The following is a 25,002-nucleotide window of genomic DNA, read 5'->3' as shown; positions in this document are numbered from 1 at the left end:
CGGTGAGGGCGGTCTCAGACCCGCACGCCCAGGTTCTGCATCTCGAGCACCAGGCCCTTGACCGCCGCGGCGGGCACCTGTCCCCCACGCTCGACGAGCGCCGCGACCGACGCCGGGATCTCCGCCTCCGAGCACAGGATGAGCGGGGTGTCTGCCGCCGAGTCGGGCAGCCGCCCGTGCGTGCCGCGCACGTACGACGCGTCGAGCGGCACCGTGCTCATGGCGTACCGCAGCCCGACCTTCTTCCTGACGAGGTTGAGGCCGGCCTTGGCCTTGGCCAGCCGGTCGGCGGGGTCGAAGAACAGCTCGGCCGGGTCGTAGCCGGGCTTGCGGTGGATGTCGACGCCACGCGCGTACTCGGGGGCGCGGGCGTCGTCGAGCCAGTAGTAGTAGGTGAACCAGGCGCCGGGCTCGGCCACCACGACGAGGTCCCCCGAGCGCGCGTGGTCGAGCCCGTAGCGGGCCTGCGCCTCGCGGTCGAGGACCTCGTCGACGCCCGGGACGGCCCGCAGGAGGTCGGCGACGCGCGCGAGCCGCGAGGCGTCGTCGACGTAGACGTGCGCGACCTGGTGGTCGGCGACCGCGAACGCCTTGGACGTCCAGGGGTCGAGCTGCTCCTTGCCGTCCTGCACGTAGACCTCGAGCAGGCCCTCGCGGCGCAGGATGCGGTTGAGGTGCACGGGCCGGGTTGCCTCGGCGATGCCGTACTCGGAGACCACGACGACCGCGACCCCGTTGTTGGCCGCGTCGTCGAGCAGCGGGGCGAGGACGGCGTCGAGCTCGGCGGCCGCGGCGTCGGCCTGGGCGGAGTCGGGGCCGAACCGCTGCAGGTCGTAGTCGAGGTGCGGCACGTAGGCCATGGTCAGCTCGGGCGAGTGGGTGCGCAGGACGTGGCGGGTCGCGTCGACGATCCAGGCCGAGGACGTGATCGCGGCGGTCGGGCCCCAGTACGTGAACAGGGGGAACTCGCCGAACCGCCCGGTGAGCTCGTCGTGCAGCGCGGGCGGGCGGATGTACGCGTCGGGCGACTTGCGCCCGTCGGCGTGGTAGATCGGCCGGGGGGTGACGGTCACGTCGGTGGTGGCGCCCATGGCGTACCACCAGCAGACGTTCGCGGTCCGGTGGTCGGGGTTCGAGCGGCGCGCGGCCTCCCAGATCTTCTCGCCCTCGACGAGCTTGTTGTGCTGGCGCCACAGGAACACCTCGCCGAGCTCGCGGAAGTACCAGCCGTTGCCCACGGCCCCGTGCTGGGCGGGTGCGAGGCCCGTCATCATGGTCGCCTGGACGCTGCACGTGACCGCGGGCAGGACGGTCGCGAGCTGGGTCTGCCAGCCGCCCGCAGCCATCTGGCGCAGGCGGGGCATGTGGGCGATGGCCTTCTCGGTGAGCCCGACGACGTCGAGCAGCAGCACGGGCTTCATGCGGGGACTCCTGTGGTCCGGGGGGTGTGCGAGGAGGGCGCGGGACCGGGGCGGTGGACGCCGCCGGGCGCGAGGAGGTGGTCGGTGGCCCAGCGCAGCTCGGCCGCGATGCCGGCGACGAGGGGTTCGCCGGTCCCGTCGGACGCGAACGCCGGCGAGTCGGGCGGCAGCACGGCCCACGTGTAGGTCTCGACGTCGAGGTGCGCCTCGTCGCCGTGGGGCGCCGTGCGCACGGCGGCGACGGCCTCGCGCAGCACGTCGGTCGTCGCCGCCAGCGGCGGGGCGGGTTCGTGGTGCAGGGGCACGTGGAAGTGCACGCGCCACGGCCCCTGGCCCGGGAGCCCGGGCTCCCCACCCTCGCCCAGCGCGTCGGGCAGGTCGTCGACGGGCAGCACGTCGCCGCTCGGGGCGAGCTCGCGCACCTGGTGGATGTAGCGCTTCTCGACGAACTGCCCGACGGCGTCGCGCGCCTCGGGCGTGGACGGTTCGGCCACGTGGAGCGCGGCCGAGGCCTGCACCTTGACGACGCGCAGCCCGGCCCCCGTGATCCGCGCGACGGCTGCGGCCGGGTCGGCGAACGAGACCGCGAGGTGGCACGTGTCGAGGCAGACCCCGACGAACGCGGGGTCGATGCCGCCGGTGCGCCCCGTGCCGGCCGCGCCGTCGGGCTCGTCGGCCCCGCCCGTGCGCGCCTCGAGCCAGGTCACGACGTCCTCGACCGTGTCGAGCACGCACCCGGGCTCGGGCTCGACCGCGACGCGCACGACCTTGCCCGTGCGGGCCGCGAGGTCGCGCAGCCCGGCCGAGAGCTCCTCGAACGCCCGGGTCGCGATCGCGTCCTGCGCGGGCGACCACGGCTCCCCGCCCGGCTCGCGCCACGCGAGGGGGAGCGTCGAGATCGACCCGTCGACGCCGTCGGGCAGGAGGGCCGCGAGGACCTCGGCGCACTCGAGCGTGTAGGCGAGCCGCTCGGCGTCGGCCCACGTGGGCGAGTAGACCGCGAGCTTGACGACGTCGTCGTGGAACCCGCCGTACGGGAACGCGTTGAGCGTGTGCACCTGGAGGCCGTGCTCGGCGAGCGCGGCCCGCAGCCGGGCCAGGTCGCCGGCCGCGCGCGGCGAGGCCGAGAGCCGGTGCGCGAGCGAGGCGGGCAGCCACAGCCCGACCCCGAGCACGTCGAGCCCTGCGGCCTCTCGCACGGGCCCCGCGTACCGGGCGAGCTGCTCGACCACGCCGTCGAGGTCCTCCGCGGGGTGGACGTTGGTGCAGTAGGACAGCAGCATCAGGCCCGTGCCCCGCGCAGCACCGAGCTGCCCTCGAAGCTCGCGGTCGGGGCGGGCGCCTCGCCCTCGACGAACCCGGGCACGGGGTCGAGCAGCAGGTTGCCGGACTGCCCGTAGAACTCGACGGGGTTGCGCCACAGGACCTGGTCCACCTCGTCGTCGGTGAACCCGGCCGCGAGCATGGCGCGCCCGGTCTTGAGCGTCTTGAGGGGGTCGGACCGGCCCCAGTCCGCGGCCGAGTTCACCAGGACCCGCTCGGTGCCGTGCTCGAGCAGGATCGCGACCATGCGGTGCTCGTCCATCTTGGTGTCGGGGTAGACCGAGAAGCCCATCCAGGCCCCGGCGTCCTTGACGAGGGCGACGTTGGTCTCGTTGAGGTGGTCGACCACGACCATCCCGGGGGCGATCCCGGACTCGCGCACCACGTCGAGCGTGCGGTGGGTCCCGACGAGCTTGTCGCGGTGCGGGGTGTGGACCATGACGGGCAGGGCCGCGTCGATCGCCATGGCGAGCTGGCGCGTGAACGCCTCGTCCTCGGCGGGGGTCATCGAGTCGTACCCGACCTCCCCGACCGCGACCACGCCGTCCTTGGCGAGGTAGCGCGGGATCTCGTCGAGCACCTCGGTGCAGCGCGGGTCGTTCGCCTCCTTGGGGTTGAGCGCGATGGTCGCGTGGTGGCGGATCCCGAACTGCGTGGCCCGGAACCGCTCCCAGCCCAGCAGCGCGTCGAAGTAGTCGAGGAACGAGCCGACCGTCGTGCGCGGCTGGCCGAGCCAGAACGCGGGCTCGACGAGCGCCCGCACGCCCGCGGCGTACATGGCCTCGTAGTCGTCGGTCGTGCGGGAGGTCATGTGGATGTGGGGGTCGAAGATGCGCATCAGGCGTCCTTGCCGTGAGTCGTGCGGAGGGTGAGGTCGGGCGCGATGCGCGCGACGTCGTCGGGCACCGTGCGGCCCGCGGCGCGGCGCTCGGCCGCGAAGTCGTGGGCCATGCGCGCGAGCTCGTCGTCGGCGCGCTCGTCGAGCCCCGCGACCGCGTCGAGGCTCACGCCCATGAACACGAGCTTGAGGACCGCGTGGCGCCACGCGTGGTCGTCGAGGTGCGCGGCCGCGAACGGCCCGACGGCCGCGGCCACGAGGCTCTGGTCGTTCGCACGCAGGGCGTCGGCTGCGAGCGCCGTGGCCGCCGACGCGACGGCCGGGGGCACGGTCCCGCCGAGCGCGAGGGCGTCGAGCCCGCGCAGCACGCCGCGGCGCTCGGCCGTGTCGCCGCGCTGGTAGGTCTCGGTCAGGTGCGTCGCGAGGGACTCGCCGTCGGCGGGCAGTGCGGCCGCGAGCGCCCCGACGAGGTGCGCACGGGCGGCGTCGTCGAGCGTCCCGTGAAGGACGCCCGCGGGGTCCGCGGCGGGCGCCAGGGGCGTGCGTCCCACGGCCCGCCCGGCCCGTGCCAGGTGCCCGACGGCGGTGCCCGGGTCCGCGGCGATCTCGCTGCGGGCCGTGGCCAGCCAGGCGGCCTGCTCGTCGGTGAGCAGTCCCGCGAGGGCGTCGGGGCGACCGGCTGCGAGGCCGGGGGGCGTGGTGCCCGCTGCCGGGGTCGGGGCGGGGGTGGTCATCGGAGTGCCTCCTGGGGTGTGGATGCGGTGGTCGTCGTGGCGGTCGGGTCGGTCGCGCTCCACGCGGCCCAGGCGCCGGTCATCGCGGTCATGCTGCGGTGCGCGAGCCCGGGGGCGTCGTACGAGTGGCGGGGCAGCTCGACGGCCGCGACGCCCGTGTACCCGATCTCGCCGAGCGTGCCGAGGGCCAGGGCCAGGTCGAGCTCGCCCTCGCCGAAGGGCAGGTGCTCGTGCGCGGTGTGCCGCATGTCGTCGACCTGCACGTTGAGCAGGTGCGGTGCTGCGGCGAGCAGCGCGCCCCGCACTCCCCCGGGCTCGACGACCACGCAGTGCCCCAGGTCGACCGTGACCCCCAGCCCGGCGGGTGACCCGACGTCCGTGCGCAGCCGCAGGGCGTCCGCCACGGTCTCGACGAGCATCCCCGGCTCGGGTTCCAGGGCGAGCCGGACCCCGTGCTCGTGGGCGTGGGCCACGACGCGCGGCACCCGGGCGAGCAGGCGCTCCCACCCGGCCTCCGCCGTCGTGCCTGCGGGAAGGACTCCGGAGAAGAAGGACACGCACTCCGCGCGCAGGCCCGCCGCGACCTCGACCGCGCGGCACAGGAAGCGGACGCGGACGTCCGCGAGGTCCTCGTCCGGGTCGAGGAAGGTCGGGTGGTGCTTGCGGAACGGGTCGAGCAGGAAGCGGGTGCCGGTCTCGACGACCACGCGCATGCCCAGGTCGTCGAGGCGCTCGCGCAGCCGGGCGACCTGCGGGTCGGCGTCGGGCGCGAACGGGTCCAGGTGCGGGTGCCCGAGCGTGAGCGCCACGGCGCCGTAGCCCTCGTGCGCGAGCACGTCGAGCGCGACGTCGAGCGGGTGGTCGGTGAACCCGTTGGTGCCGTACCCGAGGGCGAAGGGGACGGGCGGGACCGGCCCTGCGGGTACCTGGTCGCTCACGACTCGCTCAGCCCGGGTCGCGGGCTCGGGCTGCGTCGTGCACGGGCGCGCAGCGCACGCCCCGCGACCTCGACCCCCGCCAGGACCGCGACCGCGCCCATGCTCCCTCCCCGTGCCGCGAGGGCGGCCTGGAGCGGCACCATCGCCCGGATGCCGGCCTTGGTCGCCGTGAACGCGCCCGCGGCGTCGGGCAGCGCGACGGCCGAGAGCTGCTTCGGGAGGCACGACGCGACGTACACCCCCGTCGACGCGAGGGCTGAGAGGGCGGAGAGGGCCGCGACCGCCTGGGCGCCACGGCCGTCACGGGCCACCGCGCCGCGCCGTGACGTCAGGCCTCGTCGCAGTCCCTGCAGCGCTCCGCCCGCGACCGTGCCCGCGACGCCCGCCGTACCCGCGGCGACAGCGGCCGCGACCCAGGTCCTCGTGCCGTGGACCTCGCCGCGCGAGAGGACCGTGACGCCCGCGGTGTGCGCCGTGAGGGCGGACGCGGCCGGGAGCGCCGCCCGCAGCCGTCCCCTGCCCGCGCCCATGAGCACGTCGAGGCCCCGGCAGGCCGCCATGACGGCCGGGCCGGCGGCGCGGTCCTTCGCGACGAGGTCGTAGGTCCAGACGCTCGCCGCGAGCGGGACCGCGAGGGCGAAGGACCGCCGGCCTCCGCCCGCTCCCGCGAGCGTGAGTCCTGCGACGGTCAGACCCGACGCGACCGCCAGGGCCTGGGCGGGCGAGACCCGCCCCGAGGGCAGCGGACGCTCGGGTCGCTCGACCGCGTCGAGCTCGCGGTCCGCGTAGTCGTTGAGCGCCATGCCGCCCGCGTACAGGCAGGCCGAGGACAGCGGCAGGAGCGCGAGGCGCCACGTCCGCACGTCCGCGGGACCGGGCGGGCCCCCGGCCCGGCGGGCGTGGCCTGCCGCGGCGAACCGGCCGCCTGCCGCCGCCCCGGCGAGCGTGTCGCCGAGGACGGACAGGACCGCAGGAGCACGGACCAGGTCGAGGTAGTCGCGCAGGCTCACGGCTCGCTCGCCTCGGCCCGTGCCAGGTCCGCCTGGGCGCTCGTCCGGTGCGCCCACACGCCCAGCTCGCGCGACTGGTCCGCGAACGCGTGCACGTCCGACCCCCACGGGTCCTTGAAGAAGAAGCCCATCTCCGGCACCGGTCCGGACAGGCCCGCGGCGTCCGCGAGCGCCAGCAGGCGGGCCAGGTCGAGCACGAGCGGCGCGGCGAGCATCGAGTCGTAGGCGCTCCACGTGGTCTGCAGGGTCAGGCGCGAGCCCAGGAAGCCCTCGACGTGGATGTGGTCCCACGCGACCTTGACGTCGCCCAGGTCGGGGACGTTGTCGATGTGCAGCGGGGTCACGGTGGTCCCTGTCAGGTCCTGCAGACCACGGTTCTTCGAGACGAGCTTGCTCTGGACGGCGTGCGGGTCGGCGAGGGTCGCGCCGTCACCGCCGCCCAGGAGGTTCGACCCCGCCCAGGACAGGACGCGCAGGCCGCGGGCCGCGAACGCCGGCGCCAGGACGGAACGCAGCCATGTCTGGCCGGTCTTGCCGTCCTGCCCCGCGAACGGCACGCCGCGCTCGGCGGCGAGCGCGTGCAGCGCCGGGAGGTTCATGCTCGCGGAGGGCGTGAAGCCCGCGTACGGCGCGCCGGCGAGGAGCGCGGCGTACGCCGTGACCGAGCTCGCGGGCAGGACCTCGCGCTCGGGGTCGTCGAGCGCCGCGCGCAGGAGGTCGAGGTCCTCGAGCTCAGGAGCGGGGGCGGGCAGCGGCTCGGTCGAGGCGAGGTCGATCACGACGACCCGGGCGAGCCCGTGACGGTCGCGGAAGGACCGGATGTCCGCCGCGAGGCCCTCGGCCGCCGCGGCCTGGGAGCCCGTGCGGTGGCCGGGGTCGTAGCCGGGCCGGATCTCTGCGTCGGCGGCATCGAGCTGGGGGCGCACGGCCTCGAGGAGGCGGAACGGGATCATGCCGGCCTCGACGAGCATCTCGGCGCGCTTGCCGAGCGGGGTGTCGCTGATGTCGTGCCCGCCGACGACGAGGTCCGCGAACGCGGGCAGCGTGACGGTGTCGAGCGGCGGCTGTGCGGTGACGCACCCCGTGGGGCTCGTCAGCCCCGAGGCGATCGCGGCCAGCCCGAGCGTGGCGGTCGTCGCGACGGATCCTCGGGCCCCGACGAACCAGATGCCCGTACGGCCGTGGTCCCAGGTCGGGTGGTGGGGTGGAAGGTGCATCGTCGCTCCTGGTCCCGTCGGTCCCCGCTGGCAGGACCGATGTGCGGAGTCGAGGGCCTCGTCGCTCTCGACCGGCTCGGTCCGGACGGGCGTACGCTCGCGAACGAGCGCCTGCGCCACCAGGCCGAGTCGTGCAGCGACCATAGCCCGGCTTTTGTCGATGGTCAATCAAAAGGCGAAGGCCCCCGGCCTGGTCTGCCAGATCGGACGACAAAAGAACGCGGGGCCGGGCCGACGCTCTCGCGCCGCCCGGCCCCGCCCCGACGCTCAGCCCGCCGGGGAGAAGTCCAGCCGGTCGTCGACCACCGCGACGACCGACCACACGTTGCCCTCGGCGTCGCTCAGCTCGTACGACGGCACGAGCAGGGCGCCGCCGTCGGCCTGGTAGTGCACGGCCCAGCCGAGACGGGCCGACGTGATGGTCACCTCGGCCACGGGCCACGAGACCGCCGCCCCCTCACCAGCCGTCGGTGGCACCGTCGGCACCTCGGGCTCGGCCGGGGCGACCTCCGTCGCGAACCCCTCGAGCGTCGTCGCCGTTCCCGCGGGGCGGGCGTACGCGACGAAGCCCGGGCTCCCGAACCGCGGGTCCCCGAGCCGCTCCACGGCCGCGCTGGGACTCACCACGGCGTAGTCGCCCACGGACACGGTCGGCGCGAGCGAACCGTAGAGCGACGACAACCCCGCCCCCGAGTACGTCAGGCTCCACACGACCCCGGTCCGCTGCCCGTCGACCACCTGGGACGCGGTCACCGCGAGGACCTTGCCCTCGGTGTCGTACGACTCGGTCGTGTACTCGAAGCCCGCGGGATCCAGGTCGAGCGAGCCGAGCACGTCCTTGCTCGCCGAGATCGCGGCGTCCGCGGACGGCGCGGGGCCGAGGTCCGGCTGACCGCACCCCGCCTGGGGATCGATCATCTCCTCGGTGGTCGCCGAGCCGCTCTCAGGGGTCACGACGACCGAGCACGCCCACGGGTCCTTGCCGGGGTCGTTGAACGAGACGCTCGTCGTCCCGTCGGGCTGGAGGCTCACGGTGGGCCCCTGCCCGTCGTTCGCCCCGACGACCCATGCGCCGTACTCCTGCCGCGGCTCCCCCGCGACGCCGAGCGCCGCCGCCACCTTCGCCGTCGTCCCGGCCGAGAACGTGCCCGCGGCGTCGTACGCCCACGCGGGCGCAGAGGCCCCCTCCGTCCCGAGCCCCGACGACCGGAACACCGTCCGGCCCCCGAACCCGGCGAGCCCGGACATCCTGGCGTCGGCGGCCGACGACGACGCCCCCTCGGGCGCGGCCGGCGCCGACTGGTCGCCCGCGGCGCGCTCCTGGAGGGAGATGGGCGCGTCCGCGACCGCGGCCGACGCTCCTCCCGACGTTCCGCCGGCGTTCCCGAGCGCGTACCCGCCGACCCCGAACGCGAGCACGCCCGCGACACCCGCGGCGACGGCGCCGACCAGCGGCACGCGGCGCCGCCTGCGCTCGCGGCGGACGGCCAGCTCGTCGACCTCCTCGGCGTCCTCGCCCGACGCCGTCGCACCGGTCGCGGGGTCCTGCTCGCCCGGGGAGCCCGTGACCGGGGGGACCGCCTCGCCCAGGTGCGCGCGCACGGTCGCGTCCTTGGCCGCGATCGCCGAGAGGTCGGGGGTCGCGGTCGCCGCCGGATCGGCGTCGCGGACCCGGTGGTACGCCTCGTCCCCCGTGTCGTCAGGGGGTGTTCCGGGGGCCTGGTCGTCGGTGCTCATCGGGAGCCTCCAGCTCGTCGATCCGGGGGCCCGGATCCTCTACCCCGTCTGTGTCGTCAGTGACCGGCCTCTTGCACGGGACGCGACGCCGGCGCTGCCGTGCGGGCGCGGACCGTCGCGACGGGCACCTCGCCGGTGTCGCCGGCCCTCGACTGCGCGGCCCAGGCGTCCCGCAGCCGGGACCGGGCCCGGGACAGCGCGGCGTCGGCGCCTCCCCTGCTCACCCCGAGCACCCCGGCGAGCTGGTCGCCCGTCAGCCCGTCCCAGGCGTTGAGGAGCAGGATGCGCCGGTCGCGCGGGGTGAGCACCCCGAGCACGCGGCGCACGTGGTCGTCGGTCAGCGCGAGGGCCTGCGGGTCGACGTCGTCCGCCTCCTCGGGCACGTCCGCGACGAGCACCGGGCGCATCTTGCGCCGGTGGTTGGCGAGGACGAAACCCGCGGTGCGGTAGAGCCAGGGCAGCTCGGCCCCCTCGGGGACGTCCTCCCGGCGGCGCCAGGCGGTCGCGAAGACCTCTGCGGTGAGGTCCTCGGTGTCCGGGCCGGCGCCTCCCGAGCCCGCCGGGAGCCTGCGGCGGAAGTAGCGGTAGACGGCGGTCGTGTGCGTGGTGAAGAGCGCCTCGAACCAGGCGTCGTCGCGGGGCGGGGGCGTCACTGAGGCTCCAGGTGGGATCGCCGGCATCGTCTACCTCCCTGTGTCCTGGCCACCCCGATCCTTGCACCCTTCGCCCCGCCCGTGCGTCCGGGTGCGGGCCAGCCGGGTCACCGGGGGCCGCCACCCGGCGGTCCGGGACGTCGCCCCGGCCGCGCCTCGACTGCCTCTACCCTGTTGCCATGAGCGCCACCGACGACGCAGGCCCGACGACGCCCCCCGCCTCCCGCGGCGGTCGTCGCGCAGGACGCCGGGCCGGACGGGTGGTGCTCGTGCTGTTCCTGCTGCTGGTCGCGATCCTGGTGTGCGCAGGGCTCCTCGTGCGGGACGCGCTCGCCGCCCGCTCCTCGCTGACCGACGCGATCGACCGGCTGCCCGCGGTCGAGGAGGCGCTGCGCACCGGTGACGGCGCCGCCGCGGAGGCCGCGCTGGCCGAGGTCCAGCCCCTCACGGCCGACGCCCGGGGCCACACGGACGGCCCGCTCTGGTGGGTCGCCGGCCGCCTGCCGTTCGTCGGTGCGGACGCCAGCGCCTTCTCGACGGCAGCGTGGGCGGTCGACGAGATCACGCACGACGTCCTGCCGCCCCTCACCCAGGCGGCGGCGCTCGTCTCCGAGGGCGGGATCCAGGTCCAGGGCGGGACCGTCGACCTCGCTCCGCTCACGGCCGCAGCCCCCGAGGTGTCCGTCGCAGCCGGCACCATGTCGGACGTCGTCGACCGGGTCGGCGGCATCGACGTGTCCACGCTGCAGGGGGTGCTCGCCGGACCGGTCTCCGACCTCCAGGACAAGGTCTGGACCCTCGAAGGGCTGGTGTCGACCGCAGACCGGGCGACGACGCTCCTGCCCGCGATGCTCGGCGCCGACGGCCCGCGGACGTACCTCGTCATGGCGCTCAACACGGCCGAGCTCCGCGCGCCCGGGGGGATCCCCGGTGCGTTCGCCCTGATCGGCACCGACGCCGGGCACATCGCGCTGCTCGACCAGGCCTCGACGCAGGACGTCGGCCCGTTCCCGGAGGGCATCGCCCCCCTGGCGCCGGCCGACCAGGAGCTCTTCGGCACGAACATGGCCGTCTACGTCCAGGACACCGTGTACACGCCCGACTTCCCCACGGCCGCGCCCCTGGCCGCGGCGATGTGGGAGGAGGCCACCGGGCAGGCGGTCGACGGGGTCCTGACCCTCGACCCGGTCGCGCTGTCCTACCTGCTCGAGGCCACGGGTCCCGTCGAGGTCGCGGGGACGACGATCGATGCGTCGAACGCCGTCGACACGCTCCTCTCCGACGCCTACACGGAGCTCGAGCCCGGTCCCGAGACCGACGCGTTCTTCGCGGACGTCGCGGCCGCGGTCCTCACCTCCGCGCTGTCGGGGGACACGGACCCGCAGAGCCTGCTCAGCGCGGTCCAGCGCAGCTCGAGCGAGCACCGGTCGCTCGTGTGGTCGAGCCACGCGGACGAGCAGGCCCGGCTGGCCGACACCGTGGTCTCGGGCGACATCGGGGCCTCCGACCGCGCTGCGGACACCGTCGGCGTCTTCTTCAACGACGCGACCGCAGGAAAGATGGGCTACTACCTGGACACGGCGGTCGAGCACGTGTCGAGCGAGTGCACGGCGTCAGGGCGCGCGGACACGTTCCGCGTGGACCTCACGTCCACGGCTCCCGCCGACGCCGCGACCGACCTGCCCTGGTACGTGACCGGCGGAGGGATCTCCGGGACCCCGCCGGGGAACGTCCGCACCGACCTGTTCCTCTACCCGCCCCGCGGGGGCCGGGTCGTCGACGTGACGGCCGACGGGGCCCTGACGGGCAGCGAGGTCGTCGAGATCCAGGAACGCGCCGTCGCCACCCTGCCGCGCGAGCTCGCGCCGGGGCAGGCCACGAGCGTGACGTTCACGGTCACGAGCGACGACGGAGAGGGCGCGTCGGGCACCCGGTGGTTCGACCTGTGGACGACCCCGACGCTCAGCCAGGGAGGCCTCGCGACCATCGAGGTCCCGGCTTGCGGGTGAATGTCGGAAATCACGGCCGGATAACAATTGCCGACCCCCTCCTTTTCACCCGGACAACCGTCCACTTCCTGACCGATAGTCGCTACCCTCAAAAGCCAGGGTCCTGTGACGGTACGGCGGCGCGCCGGGGCTTCGACCCATCCTTTCAACGACCGCCACGAACAGACTGGTGACGCCATGAGCACTTCAAGGACCGCACTCTGGGCGCGGGGGGCGCTCGTCGCAGGGCTCCTCGGTGCGACAGCTCTCGTCGCCCCCACGGCCACCGCCTCGGTCGAGACTCCCGACCCCTCCGCGACCGACGGGTACGTCTCCCCGACGCCGCCTCCCACGATCGACCTCACGGTGCTCCAGCCCGTGTGCGACGGTGACGTGCCCTACCTCGTGTACGACGTCGCCGTGACCGGCACCCCGAACGAGACCGTCACGATCACCTGGCTCAACCCGACGGGCGACGACGTCGTCCAGGCCGGGCTGCCTCTCTCCGGTCGGGTCCTGTGGCCCGGGGCCACCGTGAACGCCGCCGGCGAGCCCACGGGCTGGCCGGGCTGGGTGTTCGAGGACGGCGAGTGGGTCGAGGGCGGCGACTTCGGCTGGGTGCGCCCGTCCGTCGAGGTGCTGTTCCAGGTCAACCCCGAGATGACGGTCTCGGTGGACTACCCGCCGTCGAGCCCCAACTGCAGCACGAACCCCCCCGGCACGCCGACGACCCCCGGCGGCGACGTCTCGAAGGTCTCGAACGTCGCTGACACCTCCGGCTCCGAAGGCGGTCTCGCGGCGACCGGTGCCACCGTCGGCACCATCGTCGGTGTCGGGGCAGCGCTCCTGCTGGTCGGCGGTGGCCTGGTCCTGGTCGCCCGCCGCGGCCGCAAGAGCAACGCCTGACACACCCTGCACGACGCACGACGAGGGCCCTCGGTGATCCGATCACCGAGGGCCCTCGTCGTGCGTCCGACAGGTCCCGTCAGGCTGCCGCGGTCGTCCAGGTCGCAGCGTAGAGCCGCTGCTCGAGGCCCTCGAAGGCCCAGCGGTCGGCGATGAGCGTCGGGCCGTTGGGCGAGTCCGGCACGAACCACTGCATCTGCTCGACGGTCATCTGCTCCGCGCCCGACTCGTCGACACAGCTCAGCTCGAACCGGGTCAAGGTCGCAGGCTGCTCGTCGATCTCGACGTCCAGCTTGCTGGTCTCCTTCGACGACCCCACCGTGAGCCTGCCGGTGCCCGGGCAGAACGCACCCTCGGGGACGTACGCCTCGGTCGCGTCGACCGCCGCGGCCGCCTCGCCGTTGAGGATCTCGAACGTCGGGCACGCCTCGGCCTCGGGGCACCCGCCCGCCCGCACCTGCGTCACGCCCTCGGACGGCTCGACGACGGACCAGTAGTCCGCGGCGAACAGGGCCAGCGGGCCGACGTCCACGGTGTTGGTGTGCTGACCCTCGTGCTCGTCGTGCGTGTCGGAGGCCGCAGGGCCCGAGCCGGAGGGGTCGGTCTCCGCGGTGCCCTTGTCCGTCGCTGCGCCACCGGAGCAGGCCGAGGCGAGGAGCCCCACGCCCAGGACGAGCCCGACGAACGGGAGCATGCCCGCACGACCAGCGCGACGCCGTCGGGCCTGCGGGGATGCTGTTGCCACGGCGGCCGAAGAATGGATCACACGGTGCTTGTGCACGGGTACTGCCTCACTCATGTAGGTCGGCCCCGGCATGACCCACTGGGAAGGTCACGCCGGGGCCTCGGACGATTTCACGCTACTGATGGCTGCCGGAAAGGGTGATGAGGGGTTCCCACATCCTTCCCGGCGAGGTACGGGATATCCCGTACCCGACATGGTGCCCACCGGTGACCGAGCCTCGATCGGCGTCGGCCCTCGGCGGGGGTCGTGGGGAGCGAGCCGGGGGGCAGGGCGGGGAACCCGCCCCCCGGCTCGGCTCTCAGCAGGCGCCGAGCGCCTGCCACGGGCCGTACTGCTCGGCCCCGGGGACGCTGTTCTGCGTCCACCACTTGGCGGTGTACTTCTGGCCGTTGTACGAGACCTGAGCCCCGCCGTTGTAGACGGTCGAGGCCGACCAGGCAGGGGCCGTGCAGGTCCCGCCGGTCGTGCCACCCGTCGTGCCGCCGGTCGTCCCGCCGGTCGTCCCGCCGGTCGTCCCACCGGTCGTGCCACCGGTCGTGCCACCCGTGGTCCCACCCGTCGTGCCGCCGGTGCCGCAGGCGGCGACGAGCTCCCAGGGTCCACCGGCCGTGCCGGGCGTCTCGTTCTGGGTCCACCACTTGGCCTTGTAGTTCTTGCCGTTGTAGGAGACCGTCGCCCCGCCCGAGTAGACGCCCGTCGCGGTCCACGCGGCGGCGCACTCCGTCCCGGTCCCACCGGTCGTGCCACCCGTGGTCCCACCGGTCGTGCCGCCGGTCGTCCCACCGGTCGTGCCACCGGTCGTGCCACCGGTCGTCCCACCGGTCGTGCCACCGGTCGTCCCACCGGTCGTGCCACCGCCGCCCGTCGGGTCACCGGTCACCGGCCCCGCGGGCACCGCACGGAACTTCGTCGCGAGCCCCTTGAGCAGCGAGCCGTCCTGGTTGCCCGTCAGGTCCCACCACATGGCCCCTCCGAGCTTCTTGGCGGCGATGTAGTCGCCCTTGACCGCGACGGACCTGGGGTCGTCGAAGCTCCACCACTGGTTGCCGTCGTGGCGCCACGAGGCGACGGCTACCGGGTCGAAGTAGCCCGTGCCGAGGTTCTTCAGCTTGTCGTAGTCCTCGTTGCCGGCCTCCCACGTGCCGGGTCCGGCGTCGGTCGCGACGCCCCAGGGAGCCGACGACGTCGCGCCCTTCCAGCCTCGCCCGTACATCGCGAGGCCCATGGTGAGCTGCTTGGCGGGGACTCCCGCGTCGAGGTAGGCCTTGACCGCCTTGTCGACGCTGTACCGGCGGTTCGCGGGGCGCGTGTCGGTCGGGTCGTCGTACAGGTTGCCCTGGTGCCCCGTGAGGGTCTTGTTCCAGGCGCCGTGCAGGTCGTAGCCCTGGATGTTCCCGAAGTCGAGGTACTGGTAGTTCTCGGGGTCGTTCCAGCCGCCCGACGCGATGTCGTCGGGGTTCGCGGGCAGGAACGCGCTGAGCTGGTACTTCTTGCCCGTGGTGGCACCGTAGGCGTCGAGCTGGGTGCGGAACTCCTTGAGGAGCGCCTTGAAGTTGGCCTTGTCGTTCGCGACGTCGACGATGTTGCCGACCTCGCCGTTGTTCGAGCCGGGCCACTCCCAGTCGATGTCGAAGCCGTCGAACACCCCTGCCGCCGCGCCGGGTCCGCCCCGACCGTCGACGACGGGCAGGTTGCCCTTGAGGTACAGGTCGATGCAGGACGACACGAGCTTCTTGCGGCTCGCATCGGTCGCGGCGGCCTTCGAGAAGTTCTTGGACCAGGTCCAGCCGCCGATCGACAGCATGGCTCTGATCTGGGGGTTCTTGGCCTTGAGCTGCTTGATCTGGTTGAACGAGCCGGCGAGCGGCTGGTCCCAGGCGTCCGCCACGCCCGCGACCGAGTTGGCGGCCGTGTAGCCCATGCCGTAGTCGGCCCACGCGTCGCCCGCGCCGTCCGACCCGTTGGGGCCGGTGCCCTGCGCCTTGTTGGCCTCGAAGCACGTGAGCGTCTGGTGGTGGATGTTGCCGAACGCGTAGTTGAGGTGCGTCAGGTCGGCGGCGGCGCCGGAGTCCTGGAGCTCCTTCATCTTGAAGTCGCGCCCGTAGACACCCCACTGGGTGAAGTAGGCGACGTTGCGGTAGCCGTTGATCGCGCTGTCGCCGGACTCGGCGGTCGTGGTGGCTGCGGGGAGGGGGGTCGCGGTCGCGGCGACGGTGCCGGCGACCAGGGACGTCGCGAGCATGGCAGCGGCGGTCAGTCCCGCGGCCACCTTCCTCGCACGTCCTCGTGGAGTTCTCAGTCGCATGTGTCTGCCTCACTTGGCTGGGGGCCGTGGGCCCGGTGACCCGGACGTCGTTGCCCAGGAACACCTCGACCCTAGGGAGCGACCGTGCCCTCGTGAATCAGCGTTTCCCACATTGTTCACCTCGCGTACATACACACGGGCGTGTAGGTGTAACCCCCTACGCGCCGACCCTGGGCCTACGGGGTCGACCCAGCGTCGGCACGTCCTCCCGCCTAGCGTCCGACGCGGTGCGCGAGGACTGCGAGCTCGACCCGCGACCGCACGCCGAGCTTGCGGAAGACGCGCCCGAGGTGCACCTCGACGGTGCGCACCGACAGGTAGAGCTGGTCCGCCGCCTCCCGGTTGGATCCCCCCTGGACGACCAGCAGCGCCACGTCCAGCTCGCGTTCGGTGAGCTCGTCGGCCCAGCGGGCGCGCAGCTCGTCGAGCGCGTCGTCGGACACGTCGGACTCGCGTGCGGCGAGGCGCGGCCTCCCCGTGCCCGACGCCGGCGCGACCACGTGCGCGGCGGCGCCCCCGCCGCCGGTGGTCCCGACGGGCGGGTGCTCGGCGCTGGCTGCCGGCGCGTCGAGCACCCCCAGGTGCGCGAGGACGGCCGCGAGCTCCTCCTGCGCCTGCCGGGCCCACGCCCAGGCACCCGACTGCGTGAGGAGCTCGACCGCGGAGAGCAGGTGCTCGTGAGCCGCGGGAAGGTCTCCCCAGCGGGTCAGCGCACGGCCCAGGCAGAGCTCGGTGCGCCCGTGCTCGAACGGCGACGCGATCCCCCGACCTGCGGACGCGACCGCGTCGCGCAGCGCGACGGCGTCCTCCGGACGCGCCAGCACGATCTCCGCGCGCGCCAGGGTCGCAACACGGTTCGCCGGCGACAGGTCCTTGGCCTCGACACGCCGCCGCGCGAGCGCGCGCTCCGCCGCGTCGGGGCGCCCGGCGAGCACCCAGGCCTCGACGTCGTCCATCCCGGGCAGGTGCAGCATGTGGGCGCAGTCGCGACGGTCCGTCTCGGCGGCCAGCTCCAGGAGCGTGGCGGCCTGCGTGTGGTGGCGGGCGAACGACGCACCGATGGCCCGGTCCACGAGGAGGCCGAGGCGGACCGGCCGCGACGTCGGGCACGAGCAGGTCTCCTCGAGCGCGGTGGCGACCGTCCCGACGCTGCCGTGGACCGCCATGTCGAGGCGGCGGGCGACCGCGACCCCGGTCCCCGCGAACGGCAGGCCGACGGGCAGGCGGAACGCCGCCTCCTCGAGCTCGCGGCGCGCCTTGGTGATGTTCCCCGCCCAGAAGTGCACGAGCACCTGGGCCAGACGCAGGTGCGCCTCGACGTAGGGCGTCACGGCCCCGGACGGGGCGTCGAACCAGCGGCCGCCGTTGCGGACCGGCGCGAGGTTCGCGACAGCGCTCGCGAGCGCCTGCCCGGCGACGTCGAGGGCGTCCTCGTCGGCCAGGGAGATCGCCCGGCTGACCTGGGCGTAGGCCTCGCGCTCCGGGGAGAGGCCCGAGCCGGGCAGGCTCACCTCCTTCCCGCGCTCCCCCACCCCGTAGTTGGCGAGCCACGACCGGACCACCTCGAGTCCGCCCACCCCCTGCGTGCACCGGCGCGCCAGCCGCTTCGCCGCGTCGAACGCCTGCGAGGCGGCGACGCCGTCACCCCGCTCGGCGTGCAGCGTGGCCGCGCTCGTGAGGCCCGTGACGACGTCGCCGATCTCGCAGCCCCCGGCGGCGTCGCGCGGGCGCCCCTCACGGTCCACGCAGCACGTGCACGCGTCGTCGTTGTCCGCGAGCGCCAGGAAGGGGGCGATGACGTCGTCGGGCACCTGGCCCTGGACGTGCGTGAGCGCGACGACGAGCGGGCCCAGGATGCGGGCGGGGCTCACGCCTCCCTCGCAGCGCGCGGCGCGGCGCAGCCAGTCCGCGGCGTCGTGGACGTGGCCCGACTGCAGCGCCGCGGTCCCGGCCAGCACGTACGCCTCCCCGCGCTCGGCCGCGGTCGCCTGGCTCGCGGCCTCGCGCGCCACCTCGTGGGCCCACACCACGTCGCCCCGTTCGAGCAGGCGGCGGGCGAGGGAAACGAGGCCCGGCGCGAGCGTCGGGTCGCCCGCGAGGGTCGCGAGGGCGGTGTGCCAGGTGGCGATGTCCTCCTCGCCGGCGGCGGTGTGCACGGTCGCCAGGCGCAGGTGCGCGGCGGTCCGGTCCGCGAGGCGGGCGTCGCCGTGGACGAGGGAGCGCACCCTCGGGTCGGTGAACGCGAAGCGGCCCGAGACCAGGGAGAGCTGCCCCGCGAGCGGGCCGTCGAGCACCTCCTCGATGCTCAGGCCGGACGCGGCCAGCAGGACGTCGGTCCGTTCGACCACGGCCACCGCGGCCACGAGCAGGGCGCGGAGCTCCTCGGGGGCGAGGTCGTCGAGCCGGTCGCCCAGCAGGGCACGGACCGCGGGGACGGGTGGCAGGGGGTCGGGCAGGATCGCGGTGCCCGCGAGCTGCTCCGCGGACAGCAGCCGCGCCGTCTGGGAGATCGCGGCCGCGTTGCCCGCGAGGTTCTGGGCGAGGCGCGACGCGACGTGGGGCGCGACCGCCAGCCGTTCCTCGACCAGCAGGAGGTGCAGCGCCTCCGCCGGGCCCAGGGGCGTCAGCTCCCGGACCTCGATCGGGTAGGGCAGCGGCCGGTCGAACCCGTCGGGCACCGCGGTCGCGAGGAGCACGAGGGAGGCGCGACGCTGGGCGACCAGGCCCACGATCACGGCGCGGCTGATCTCGTCGACCAGGTGGAGGTCGTCGGCGAGGAGGACGACCGTGCGGTCGGGCACGGCCTCGTCGAGGTACTCGGCGAGCGCGACGGCCCCCACCTCCGGGAGGTAGCCGTACTCCGGGTCGGCGACGTCGAGGGGCCGGACGAGGCGGTTCGGCACGGCGTGCCCCGTCACCTGGGCGACCTGGGTCACGAGCGAGCGCACCGCGGCCCCCGACCGCTGCAGACCGACCGCCTGCGCGACCCGCAGGACGAGGGGCGGGTGCGGTCCTGGCGACTCGTGGAGCGCCTCGTGGACGAGCTCGAGCGTGGTGCTCGCCCCCATGCCGGGCTCGCCGGTCCAGACGAACGCTCCGCGGCCGTCGGCGACCGCTGCGAGCGCGAGGTCGATCTCGGCGCGTCGGGACGAGAGGCGCTCGGGCCGGTGCTCGGTGGACGTGCGGGACGTGCGCACCTGATCCGAGGTCAGGACGTCTTGCTGGCTGGCTGGCATGTCAGACCCTCCCGTCCGGGGCAACGATGGCCGGACGACTCTCAGGAATGTTAACAACCCGACGTAAAGGCGGGCATCCTGTCCTGTTACCCGTAAGTATCTTCGGCGGCGTCGCCGTGGAGGCGGTTTGCCGGGGCCTTCCACCAGGTCTAGGGTGACCTCGTTCCGTGCGTCATCACTGCCGAGAGTTCTCGGCACCTCAGACGAGCACGGAACCAGAAGCAGATGAGAAGGAGGTGAGAGCGATGCCGGACGGCAGCAGTCATAGATCCCCGCACTGCGCGCTCGCTCCCCTCCGCCCTGCCCGCTGACCCTCCGGTCAGCCCGCCACGGCCTCCGGGTCGGTCGCCAGTGCGCTCCATCGCACCGTCCCCCTTCGCCCCGCCCCGACCTCGTGCCCACGCACGCCACGGGACGCCCGGCGACCGGTCGGCACCGTCGAGAGCACGGCGCCGGGAAGGCTCACCATGTCGACGACCACCCACCCCAGTGCAACCCTGCACGCCCCCGCTCGCCAGAGGGCGACACCGACCCGGACGAACCGGGCAGGCGCCGCCGCGCCTCGACGCCCTGACCTCGAGCGCCAGTCGATCACCTTCACGATCGGCCTCTACCTGTTCATCTGCACGGCACTCCTCGGGACGCACCTGCTGGCCTCGGGGCACGCCGCCGCCCCCGCGCCCGCCGCGACGACCTCCTCCTCCGACACGGCGCCGTCGGGCGTGCCGCCCGTTCCCGCAGCCGCACCCCTGACGGTGACGCCGTGACGCGCCTGACGCCCGCGGTCGTCGAGGCGCCTCGCGCCGCCCTGCCCTCCCCCGCGCACCGCCCGACGACGGCGGCCACCCCGGGCGCCCACGACGGCCGGTTCGACCCCCAGGCCCTCCGGGGACGCTGGCTCCAGGTCGCCGCCGAGGACCCGGCCGCCCTCCCCCGCGCCCACGTCGCGGGCGTCGACTTCGCGCTCGCGTCGGGGCGGGTCTGGGAGACCGACGAGCACGTGTACCTGCCCGTCGTGGCGACCTACCGGCGCGGCGAGAGCATCGAGCGTGAAACTCTCATGTTCGCGCTGTCGCCCGCGCGTGTCGTGACCCTGCAGCCCACCCGGCACTACCCGATCTTCGACAAGGCGATCGCCCGCATGCGGCGCACACCGCGCCTGATCAGCACGTCGTACGGCGTGATGTACGCGCTGCTGTACGCCCTCAACGAGGCCGCCGAACGCGTCATCCTCCACGCGAGCGACCTGCTCGAGGACATGTCCGACCAGATCGAGGAGGCGACGCTCGGCTACGACCGGCGCGGTCGGGAGATCGGTGTGACCGACATGCAGGGGACCATCGCACGCATGAACCGGGCCGAGGAGATCGTCTCCAGCACGCAGGAGTCCCAGCTCTCGCTCGCGCGGGCCGCCCGGCACCTGCGCAGCGAGATCGCGGACTCCGACCCGGTGCTCGCGGGCCTCGTCGAGACCCTCATCGCGGACGTCGACGGCGTCAAGGAGCACGCGAGCTTCGAGCACGACAAGGTCCGCTACCTCCAGCAGGCCATCATGACCTCGCTCGACGTCAAGCAGAACCAGATCGTCAAGGTGTTCACCATCATCACCGCGGTGTTCCTGCCCCCGACGCTCATCACGTCGTTCTACGGCATGAACTTCACGCGCATGCCCGAGCTCGAGTGGGAGCTGGGGTTCCCGTGGGTCGTGCTCGTGACGCTCGTCGCGGCGGTCATCCCGCTCGTCTACATCAAGCGGCGCGGCTGGCTCCGCTGAGCCCCCTGGCCGGTCCGCGCCGGGGTAGGTCGGCCCCCGGACGCACGGACGCCGCCGGGACCACGACAGGCAGGTCGTGGTCCCGACGGCGTCGGGAGTGCGCAGGGCCGGAGCCGCTACCGCATCAGGTCAGGCGCAGGTGCCGACCGTCCGCCACGGGCCCCAGTACTTCTCGGTGCCCGGTGCGTTGGTGTGGACCCACCAGTTCGCCTGGTAGTTGACACCCTGGTACGAGACCACACGGCCGGCCGTGTAGGTGCCCGCCTTGCTCCAGCCGGCGTAGCAGCCGCCCGGGGCGTCCGAGTCGACCGGACCAGCCTTCGACGCACGGTAGACGTCCGCCGCCGTCCCGACCAGCTCGTCCTCGTAGTCGCCCGCGAGGTCCCACCACATCGAGCCGCCGAGGCCCTTCTCCGCGACCCACTTCGCCTTGTACTCGACCGCGCGCGGGGTGTCGACGCTCCACCACTCGTTGCCGTCGTAGCGCCACGAGGAGCCCGTCGCCTCGTCGAAGTACTCGGTGCCCAGGTCACGCAGCTCGAAGTACTGCTTGTTGCCCGCCTCGAACGTGCCCGGTGCGACCCCGGTGGCGGCCTGCCAGGCGCCCGCCGTGCCGCCGTCCTGGACGCCGGTCCAGCCGCGCCCGAAGGCCGGGATGCCCAGCGTGATCTGCTGCGGGTCGACGCCGCGGCTCAGGTACAGGTTGATGCCCTGCTCGACCGAGATGTCACCCGAGTAGGAGGGGTCGTCCTTCAGGTTGGACTGGTGGCCCGCGAGGTTCGGCGACCAGCCGCCGTGCAGGTCGTAGCCCTGGATGTTGCCGTAGTCGAGCGAGTCGAAGATCGCCGGGGCGTCCCAGCCCGCGTTGATGACCGTCGGGTTCACCGGGATGTAGGACGAGAGGAGGTACTCGTCGCCCTGCGACGCGCCGTACTCGTCGAGCTGCTTGCGGAACTCGGCGAGGAGCGCCGTGAAGTTCGCCTTGTCCTTGACCGGGTCGATGATGTTCTCGGGGTGCTGCGACCAGTCAGGGGCGCCGGGCCACTCCCAGTCGATGTCGATCCCGTCGAAGATCCCCGCCGCCGCGCCGGGGCCGCCGCGCCCGTCGATGACCGGCAGGTTGCCCTTGAGGTACAGGTCGATGCAGGACGACACGAGCTTGGTGCGGGACTCCGGCGTCGCCGCAGCCTTCGAGAAGAACTTGGACCAGGTCCAGCCGCCGATCGACACCAGGACCTTGGTGTCGGGGTTCTGCGCCTTGAGCTTGCGGAGCTGGTTGAAGTTGCCCGCGAGCGCCTGGTCCGCGGTGTCCGCGACGCCGTCGATCGAGTCCGCGGCGCTGACCGCGTCCACGAAGTCCGCACCGGCGACGCCGGCGCCGTCGTTCCCGCCCGGCTCGGGCGTACCGACCTTGTCGGAGATGAAGCACGTCAGGTCGGTCGGGTGGATGTTCCCGAACGCGTAGTTGATGTGCGTGATCTGGTCGGCCTGGCCGGTCTCCTGGAAGTCCTTGACCGTGTAGCCGTAGTTCTCCGGTGCCCAGGACATGAAGTAGCCGACGTTGCGGTACCCGTTGATGTCGTTGTCACCGTTGGGGCTGACCACCGCAGGAGCGGCGGCCGGTGCGGCGGTGGCAGTGCCTGCTGCGACCAGGCCGGACCCCACGAGGGCGAGGGTCGTCGCGGTCACCACGGCACCGGCGGCGCGGCGGCCGCGGCGTGGGTGCGAGGGAGTGATGCGGGATGCGTGCAAAGGGAGGCCTCTTCGTCTTCCGTGCTGCTGGCTCCGGTCCGTTCCGGAGCCCCAGATGCTGGGCAGTTCGAACCTAGCCACGGATCCAGCCGAAAGATGTACGGGTTGTCCACATGGTTCGGAGTGCTCACATAAGGGATTTCCCGTAGATGTCCGACGTACCGCTCGAAACGTTACGAGCGGTACCTTCCTGCGAGCCCGCGAACGCTACGCCTCGACGAGGATCGTCACCGGACCGTCGTTCACCAGCTCGACCTGCATGTCCGCACCGAACACGCCCGTCGCGACCTCGACGCCCCGCGCGCGCAGCGCCGCGACCACGTCCGCGACGAGAGGCTCCGCCACGTCGCCCCGTGCCGCACCGTTCCAGGACGGCCGCCTGCCCTTCCTGGTGTCGGCGTAGAGCGTGAACTGGCTGACCACGAGCACCGGTGCCCCCTCGTCGAGCACCGAGCGCTCGTCACGCAGGATCCGCAGCTCGGCGATCTTGCGCGCCACCAGCTCGACCTGCGCGGGGCCGTCGTCGTGCGTCACGCCCACGAGCGCTACCAGGCCCGGCCGGTCGATGCTGCCCACGACCTCGCCGCCCACGCTCACGCTCGCGCGCGTCGCTCTCTGCAGGACGGCCCTCATGCGGTGCGGCCCGGTCCGAGCACGGCCCGCACCTCGCCCACGGGCTCTCCCCCGCCCAGGACCGGGGTACGGCCGACGCGGTCGAGCGCGGCGCCGTCGGCACCTGGGACGGCCTGCGCCCCGAGCGCCGCCAGCGCCGCGACCAGCACCGCGGGACGCGGGCGCGGCGAGCCGTCGAGGACCTTGAACGCGAGCGCCCTCCCGTCCGGGAGCCCCGCACCGTACACGCCGTCCGCGCCGTCCTTGGCGACGAGCCCCGGCACGGCCTGCATGACCTCGGTCGCGTCGCGTCCCGTCCCGCCCACCATCTCCGGGAACGAGGACATCGCCCGCGCCACGAGAGCCTCCGGCGAGCCGGGCGCGACCGACGGCGCGGCGGCCAGGCGGCCGAACGCCCGCGCCAAGCCGACCAAAGTCGTCGAGAACAACGGCGCGCCGCAGCCGTCGACCGTGACCCGGAGGTCCGCCGCGTCGTCGCCCGTGAGGTCGAGCAGCGTCTCGCGGATCGCGACCTGGAGGGGGTGCGTCGGCTCGAGGTACGTCGAGGTGTCCCAACCGGCCGCGACGCACGTCGCGAGCATCGCGGCGTGCTTGCCCGAGCAGTTCTGCGTGATCGACGCCGGGCCGTTGCCCTGCTCCTGCCACGCGAACGCGGCAGGCGGGTAGATCGGCATGTCGGGCGTGCTGCGCAGCGCGGACTCGTCGAGCCCGACGCCCGCGAGGATCTCGCGCACCCCCGCGAGGTGGAAGTCCTCGGCGTTGTGGCTCGCGGCACCGAGCGCCAGGAGGCGGGGCGGCAGGGACAACCCGTGGCGGAGCATCGCGACGGCCTGGAAGGGCTTGACCGACGAGCGGGGCCAGATCACGGTCGACGGGTCGCCCACGACCACGTCCGCCGCCCCCGACGCGTCGAGCGTCACCAGGTGCCCCAGGTGCACGGACTCGACCAGGTCCCCCCGGACGACCTCGGCGAGCGGGCCGGCGGAGTCCAGCACCGAGGTCACCATCCGCCCGGCCGACCGCCGCGGTTCCCGCCCGCGCCACCCGAGCCGCCCGACCCGCGGCCGTACGGCTTGAGGCGCGGGCGCACGTCGACCAGGTAGATCACGGCCGGCGCGACCGCGAAGATGTTGAGGAAGCCGACGCTCGCCCCCATGGGCGGCAGGGCGATGAAGCCCAGCGCGGCACACACCCCGAGGATGAGCAGCCAGATCGTCTTGGTCAGCTTCCCCTCGGCCGTGTAGGCGTTCTTGGGTCGGCTCGCGGCGTCCAGGAGCGCGACGAGCTGCGCGACGAACACCGCGAGGAAGAGGACGAGGTAGACGAGGGTCTGGGCTGCTCCGAACACGACACGAGCCTACGGCAGGACGCGCAACGACTCCGCGCGTGCCGCGCTCGCGACCCGCTCGTCCCACACCGCGAAGATCGCGTCCTCGTGCTGCAGCACCAGGGCCGACGCGAGGTGCACGGCGTCCGCGCCCCGCAGCGAGTGACCGTTGCCCCCGGCGAGGGCGCTCGCCCTGTCCAGCACCTCGGGCGAGACCTCGACCAGGTGCAGCGCCGGCCACAACCGCTCCCAGGTGGCGAGCGCCTGGACCCGCTCCGCGGCGTCGAGGACCCCTGCCCGCTCGCCCGCCGCCAGGGCGGCACGGACCTCGGTGTCCGACAGGCGGCTCGTGCTGACCACGTCCGCCCGGTTCCACAGGGCGCTCGCCAGCTCCGAGCCGGGCTCGGCGACGCACAGCTTCACGAGCGCGCTCGCGTCGAAGTAGACCAGTGCCACGGGGTGCGC

Annotated in this window: 21 protein-coding genes; 4 read left to right on the top strand and 17 right to left on the bottom strand. The window is 73.9% G+C overall.

Features of this window, described 5'->3' with window-relative positions; genetic code table 11:
- Positions 1–14: 14 nt before the first annotated feature.
- From H9623_RS02405 to H9623_RS02365, 9 genes are all read right to left on the bottom strand, one after another.
- Entirely contained in the window at positions 15–1,421 is a 1,407-nt protein-coding gene (locus tag H9623_RS02405; RefSeq protein ID WP_193718499.1) for an alkaline phosphatase family protein, read from the bottom strand.
- Positions 1,418–2,704 carry a metabolite traffic protein EboE gene (eboE, locus tag H9623_RS02400; RefSeq protein WP_193718498.1) on the bottom strand — a complete coding sequence of 429 codons (1,287 nt, stop codon included), beginning with the start codon at positions 2,702–2,704 and terminating at the stop codon, positions 1,418–1,420. The genes H9623_RS02405 and eboE overlap by 4 nt, the downstream gene beginning before the upstream one ends.
- On the bottom strand, positions 2,704–3,582 hold the full coding sequence (locus H9623_RS02395; protein WP_193718497.1) for a TatD family hydrolase: 879 nt from the start codon (positions 3,580–3,582) through the stop codon (positions 2,704–2,706). Before H9623_RS02395 ends, eboE begins: the two co-directional genes overlap by 1 nt.
- Complete coding sequence (locus H9623_RS02390) at positions 3,582–4,316, bottom strand: EboA domain-containing protein (protein ID WP_193718496.1); 735 nt, start codon at positions 4,314–4,316, stop codon at positions 3,582–3,584. Before H9623_RS02390 ends, H9623_RS02395 begins: the two co-directional genes overlap by 1 nt.
- Positions 4,313–5,254, bottom strand: a complete 942-nt coding sequence (locus H9623_RS02385) for a sugar phosphate isomerase/epimerase family protein (protein WP_193718495.1) — start codon at positions 5,252–5,254, stop codon at positions 4,313–4,315. The genes H9623_RS02390 and H9623_RS02385 overlap by 4 nt, the downstream gene beginning before the upstream one ends.
- The gene (locus H9623_RS02380; RefSeq protein WP_321575233.1) at positions 5,251–6,264 is read right to left on the bottom strand and encodes an SCO3242 family prenyltransferase; all 1,014 of its coding nucleotides are present in this window, start codon (positions 6,262–6,264) and stop codon (positions 5,251–5,253) included. Before H9623_RS02380 ends, H9623_RS02385 begins: the two co-directional genes overlap by 4 nt.
- Positions 6,261–7,481, bottom strand: coding sequence for an inositol-3-phosphate synthase (locus H9623_RS02375; protein WP_193718494.1), 1,221 nt, complete (start codon positions 7,479–7,481; stop codon positions 6,261–6,263). The genes H9623_RS02380 and H9623_RS02375 overlap by 4 nt, the downstream gene beginning before the upstream one ends.
- Before the next feature lie 267 nt (positions 7,482–7,748).
- Positions 7,749–9,218: a hypothetical protein gene (locus tag H9623_RS02370; RefSeq protein ID WP_193718493.1), complete on the bottom strand. Its 1,470-nt coding sequence runs from the start codon at positions 9,216–9,218 to the stop codon at positions 7,749–7,751.
- Positions 9,219–9,274: 56 nt separating this feature from the next.
- Positions 9,275–9,871 carry an RNA polymerase sigma factor gene (locus tag H9623_RS02365; RefSeq protein WP_321575232.1) on the bottom strand — a complete coding sequence of 199 codons (597 nt, stop codon included), beginning with the start codon at positions 9,869–9,871 and terminating at the stop codon, positions 9,275–9,277.
- Positions 9,872–10,050: 179 nt separating this feature from the next.
- Between H9623_RS02365 and H9623_RS02360 the strand changes: the two genes are divergently transcribed.
- A complete protein-coding gene (locus H9623_RS02360; protein WP_193718491.1) occupies positions 10,051–11,880 on the top strand; it encodes a DUF4012 domain-containing protein in 1,830 nt (609 codons plus the stop codon).
- 177 nt (positions 11,881–12,057) lie between these two features.
- Positions 12,058–12,765, top strand: coding sequence for a peptidase (locus H9623_RS02355; RefSeq protein WP_193718490.1), 708 nt, complete (start codon positions 12,058–12,060; stop codon positions 12,763–12,765).
- Between the two features lie 79 nt (positions 12,766–12,844).
- On the opposite strand, the gene H9623_RS02350 is transcribed toward H9623_RS02355, so the two are convergent.
- The 3 genes from H9623_RS02350 to H9623_RS19745 form a co-directional block, all read right to left on the bottom strand.
- Positions 12,845–13,459, bottom strand: a complete 615-nt coding sequence (locus tag H9623_RS02350) for a hypothetical protein (protein ID WP_193718489.1) — start codon at positions 13,457–13,459, stop codon at positions 12,845–12,847.
- Positions 13,460–13,808: 349 nt separating this feature from the next.
- The gene (locus H9623_RS02345; protein ID WP_321575231.1) at positions 13,809–15,779 is read right to left on the bottom strand and encodes a glycosyl hydrolase family 18 protein; all 1,971 of its coding nucleotides are present in this window, start codon (positions 15,777–15,779) and stop codon (positions 13,809–13,811) included.
- A gap of 248 nt (positions 15,780–16,027) precedes the next feature.
- On the bottom strand, positions 16,028–19,051 hold the full coding sequence (locus H9623_RS19745; RefSeq protein ID WP_193718488.1) for a helix-turn-helix transcriptional regulator: 3,024 nt from the start codon (positions 19,049–19,051) through the stop codon (positions 16,028–16,030).
- 467 nt (positions 19,052–19,518) lie between these two features.
- On the opposite strand from H9623_RS19745, the gene H9623_RS02335 reads away from it, so the two are divergent.
- Together H9623_RS02335 and H9623_RS02330 are read left to right on the top strand one after the other, a co-directional pair.
- Positions 19,519–19,818, top strand: a complete 300-nt coding sequence (locus H9623_RS02335) for a hypothetical protein (RefSeq protein ID WP_193718487.1) — start codon at positions 19,519–19,521, stop codon at positions 19,816–19,818.
- Complete coding sequence (locus H9623_RS02330; RefSeq protein ID WP_193718486.1) at positions 19,815–20,825, top strand: CorA family divalent cation transporter; 1,011 nt, start codon at positions 19,815–19,817, stop codon at positions 20,823–20,825. Before H9623_RS02335 ends, H9623_RS02330 begins: the two co-directional genes overlap by 4 nt.
- 129 nt (positions 20,826–20,954) lie before the next feature.
- On the opposite strand, the gene H9623_RS02325 is transcribed toward H9623_RS02330, so the two are convergent.
- The 5 genes from H9623_RS02325 to H9623_RS02305 all read right to left on the bottom strand — a co-directional run bounded on the left by H9623_RS02325 (position 20,955) and on the right by H9623_RS02305 (position 24,993).
- Positions 20,955–22,514, bottom strand: coding sequence for a glycosyl hydrolase family 18 protein (locus tag H9623_RS02325; protein ID WP_321575230.1), 1,560 nt, complete (start codon positions 22,512–22,514; stop codon positions 20,955–20,957).
- A gap of 270 nt (positions 22,515–22,784) precedes the next feature.
- Entirely contained in the window at positions 22,785–23,210 is a 426-nt protein-coding gene (dtd, locus tag H9623_RS02320; RefSeq protein ID WP_193718485.1) for a D-aminoacyl-tRNA deacylase, read from the bottom strand.
- Positions 23,207–24,205, bottom strand: coding sequence for an asparaginase (locus H9623_RS02315; protein ID WP_321575229.1), 999 nt, complete (start codon positions 24,203–24,205; stop codon positions 23,207–23,209). Before H9623_RS02315 ends, dtd begins: the two co-directional genes overlap by 4 nt.
- 5 nt (positions 24,206–24,210) lie before the next feature.
- Positions 24,211–24,558: a DUF2516 family protein gene (locus tag H9623_RS02310; RefSeq protein WP_193718483.1), complete on the bottom strand. Its 348-nt coding sequence runs from the start codon at positions 24,556–24,558 to the stop codon at positions 24,211–24,213.
- Positions 24,559–24,567: 9 nt separating this feature from the next.
- Complete coding sequence (locus tag H9623_RS02305) at positions 24,568–24,993, bottom strand: type II toxin-antitoxin system VapC family toxin (RefSeq protein WP_193718482.1); 426 nt, start codon at positions 24,991–24,993, stop codon at positions 24,568–24,570.
- Between the last annotated feature and the right edge of the window lie 9 nt (positions 24,994–25,002).

The sequence above is a fragment of the Oerskovia douganii genome, from assembly GCF_015142735.1.
GTDB lineage: Bacteria > Actinomycetota > Actinomycetes > Actinomycetales > Cellulomonadaceae > Oerskovia > Oerskovia douganii.
Note: the sequence above shows the minus strand (reverse complement) of the source record. Positions and strands in the feature narration are given on the sequence as shown.

Coding starts and splice junctions, on each gene's coding strand:
- H9623_RS02405 (WP_193718499.1), bottom strand. CDS start 1,421: ATGAAGCCCGTGCTGCTGCTCGACGTCGTCGGGCTCACCGAGAAGGCC.
- eboE (WP_193718498.1), bottom strand. CDS start 2,704: ATGCTGCTGTCCTACTGCACCAACGTCCACCCCGCGGAGGACCTCGAC.
- H9623_RS02395 (WP_193718497.1), bottom strand. CDS start 3,582: ATGCGCATCTTCGACCCCCACATCCACATGACCTCCCGCACGACCGAC.
- H9623_RS02390 (WP_193718496.1), bottom strand. CDS start 4,316: ATGACCACCCCCGCCCCGACCCCGGCAGCGGGCACCACGCCCCCCGGC.
- H9623_RS02375 (WP_193718494.1), bottom strand. CDS start 7,481: ATGCACCTTCCACCCCACCACCCGACCTGGGACCACGGCCGTACGGGC.
- H9623_RS02370 (WP_193718493.1), bottom strand. CDS start 9,218: ATGAGCACCGACGACCAGGCCCCCGGAACACCCCCTGACGACACGGGG.
- H9623_RS02360 (WP_193718491.1), top strand. CDS start 10,051: ATGAGCGCCACCGACGACGCAGGCCCGACGACGCCCCCCGCCTCCCGC.
- H9623_RS02355 (WP_193718490.1), top strand. CDS start 12,058: ATGAGCACTTCAAGGACCGCACTCTGGGCGCGGGGGGCGCTCGTCGCA.
- H9623_RS02350 (WP_193718489.1), bottom strand. CDS start 13,459: ATGCTCCCGTTCGTCGGGCTCGTCCTGGGCGTGGGGCTCCTCGCCTCG.
- H9623_RS19745 (WP_193718488.1), bottom strand. CDS start 19,051: ATGCCAGCCAGCCAGCAAGACGTCCTGACCTCGGATCAGGTGCGCACG.
- H9623_RS02335 (WP_193718487.1), top strand. CDS start 19,519: ATGTCGACGACCACCCACCCCAGTGCAACCCTGCACGCCCCCGCTCGC.
- dtd (WP_193718485.1), bottom strand. CDS start 23,210: ATGAGGGCCGTCCTGCAGAGAGCGACGCGCGCGAGCGTGAGCGTGGGC.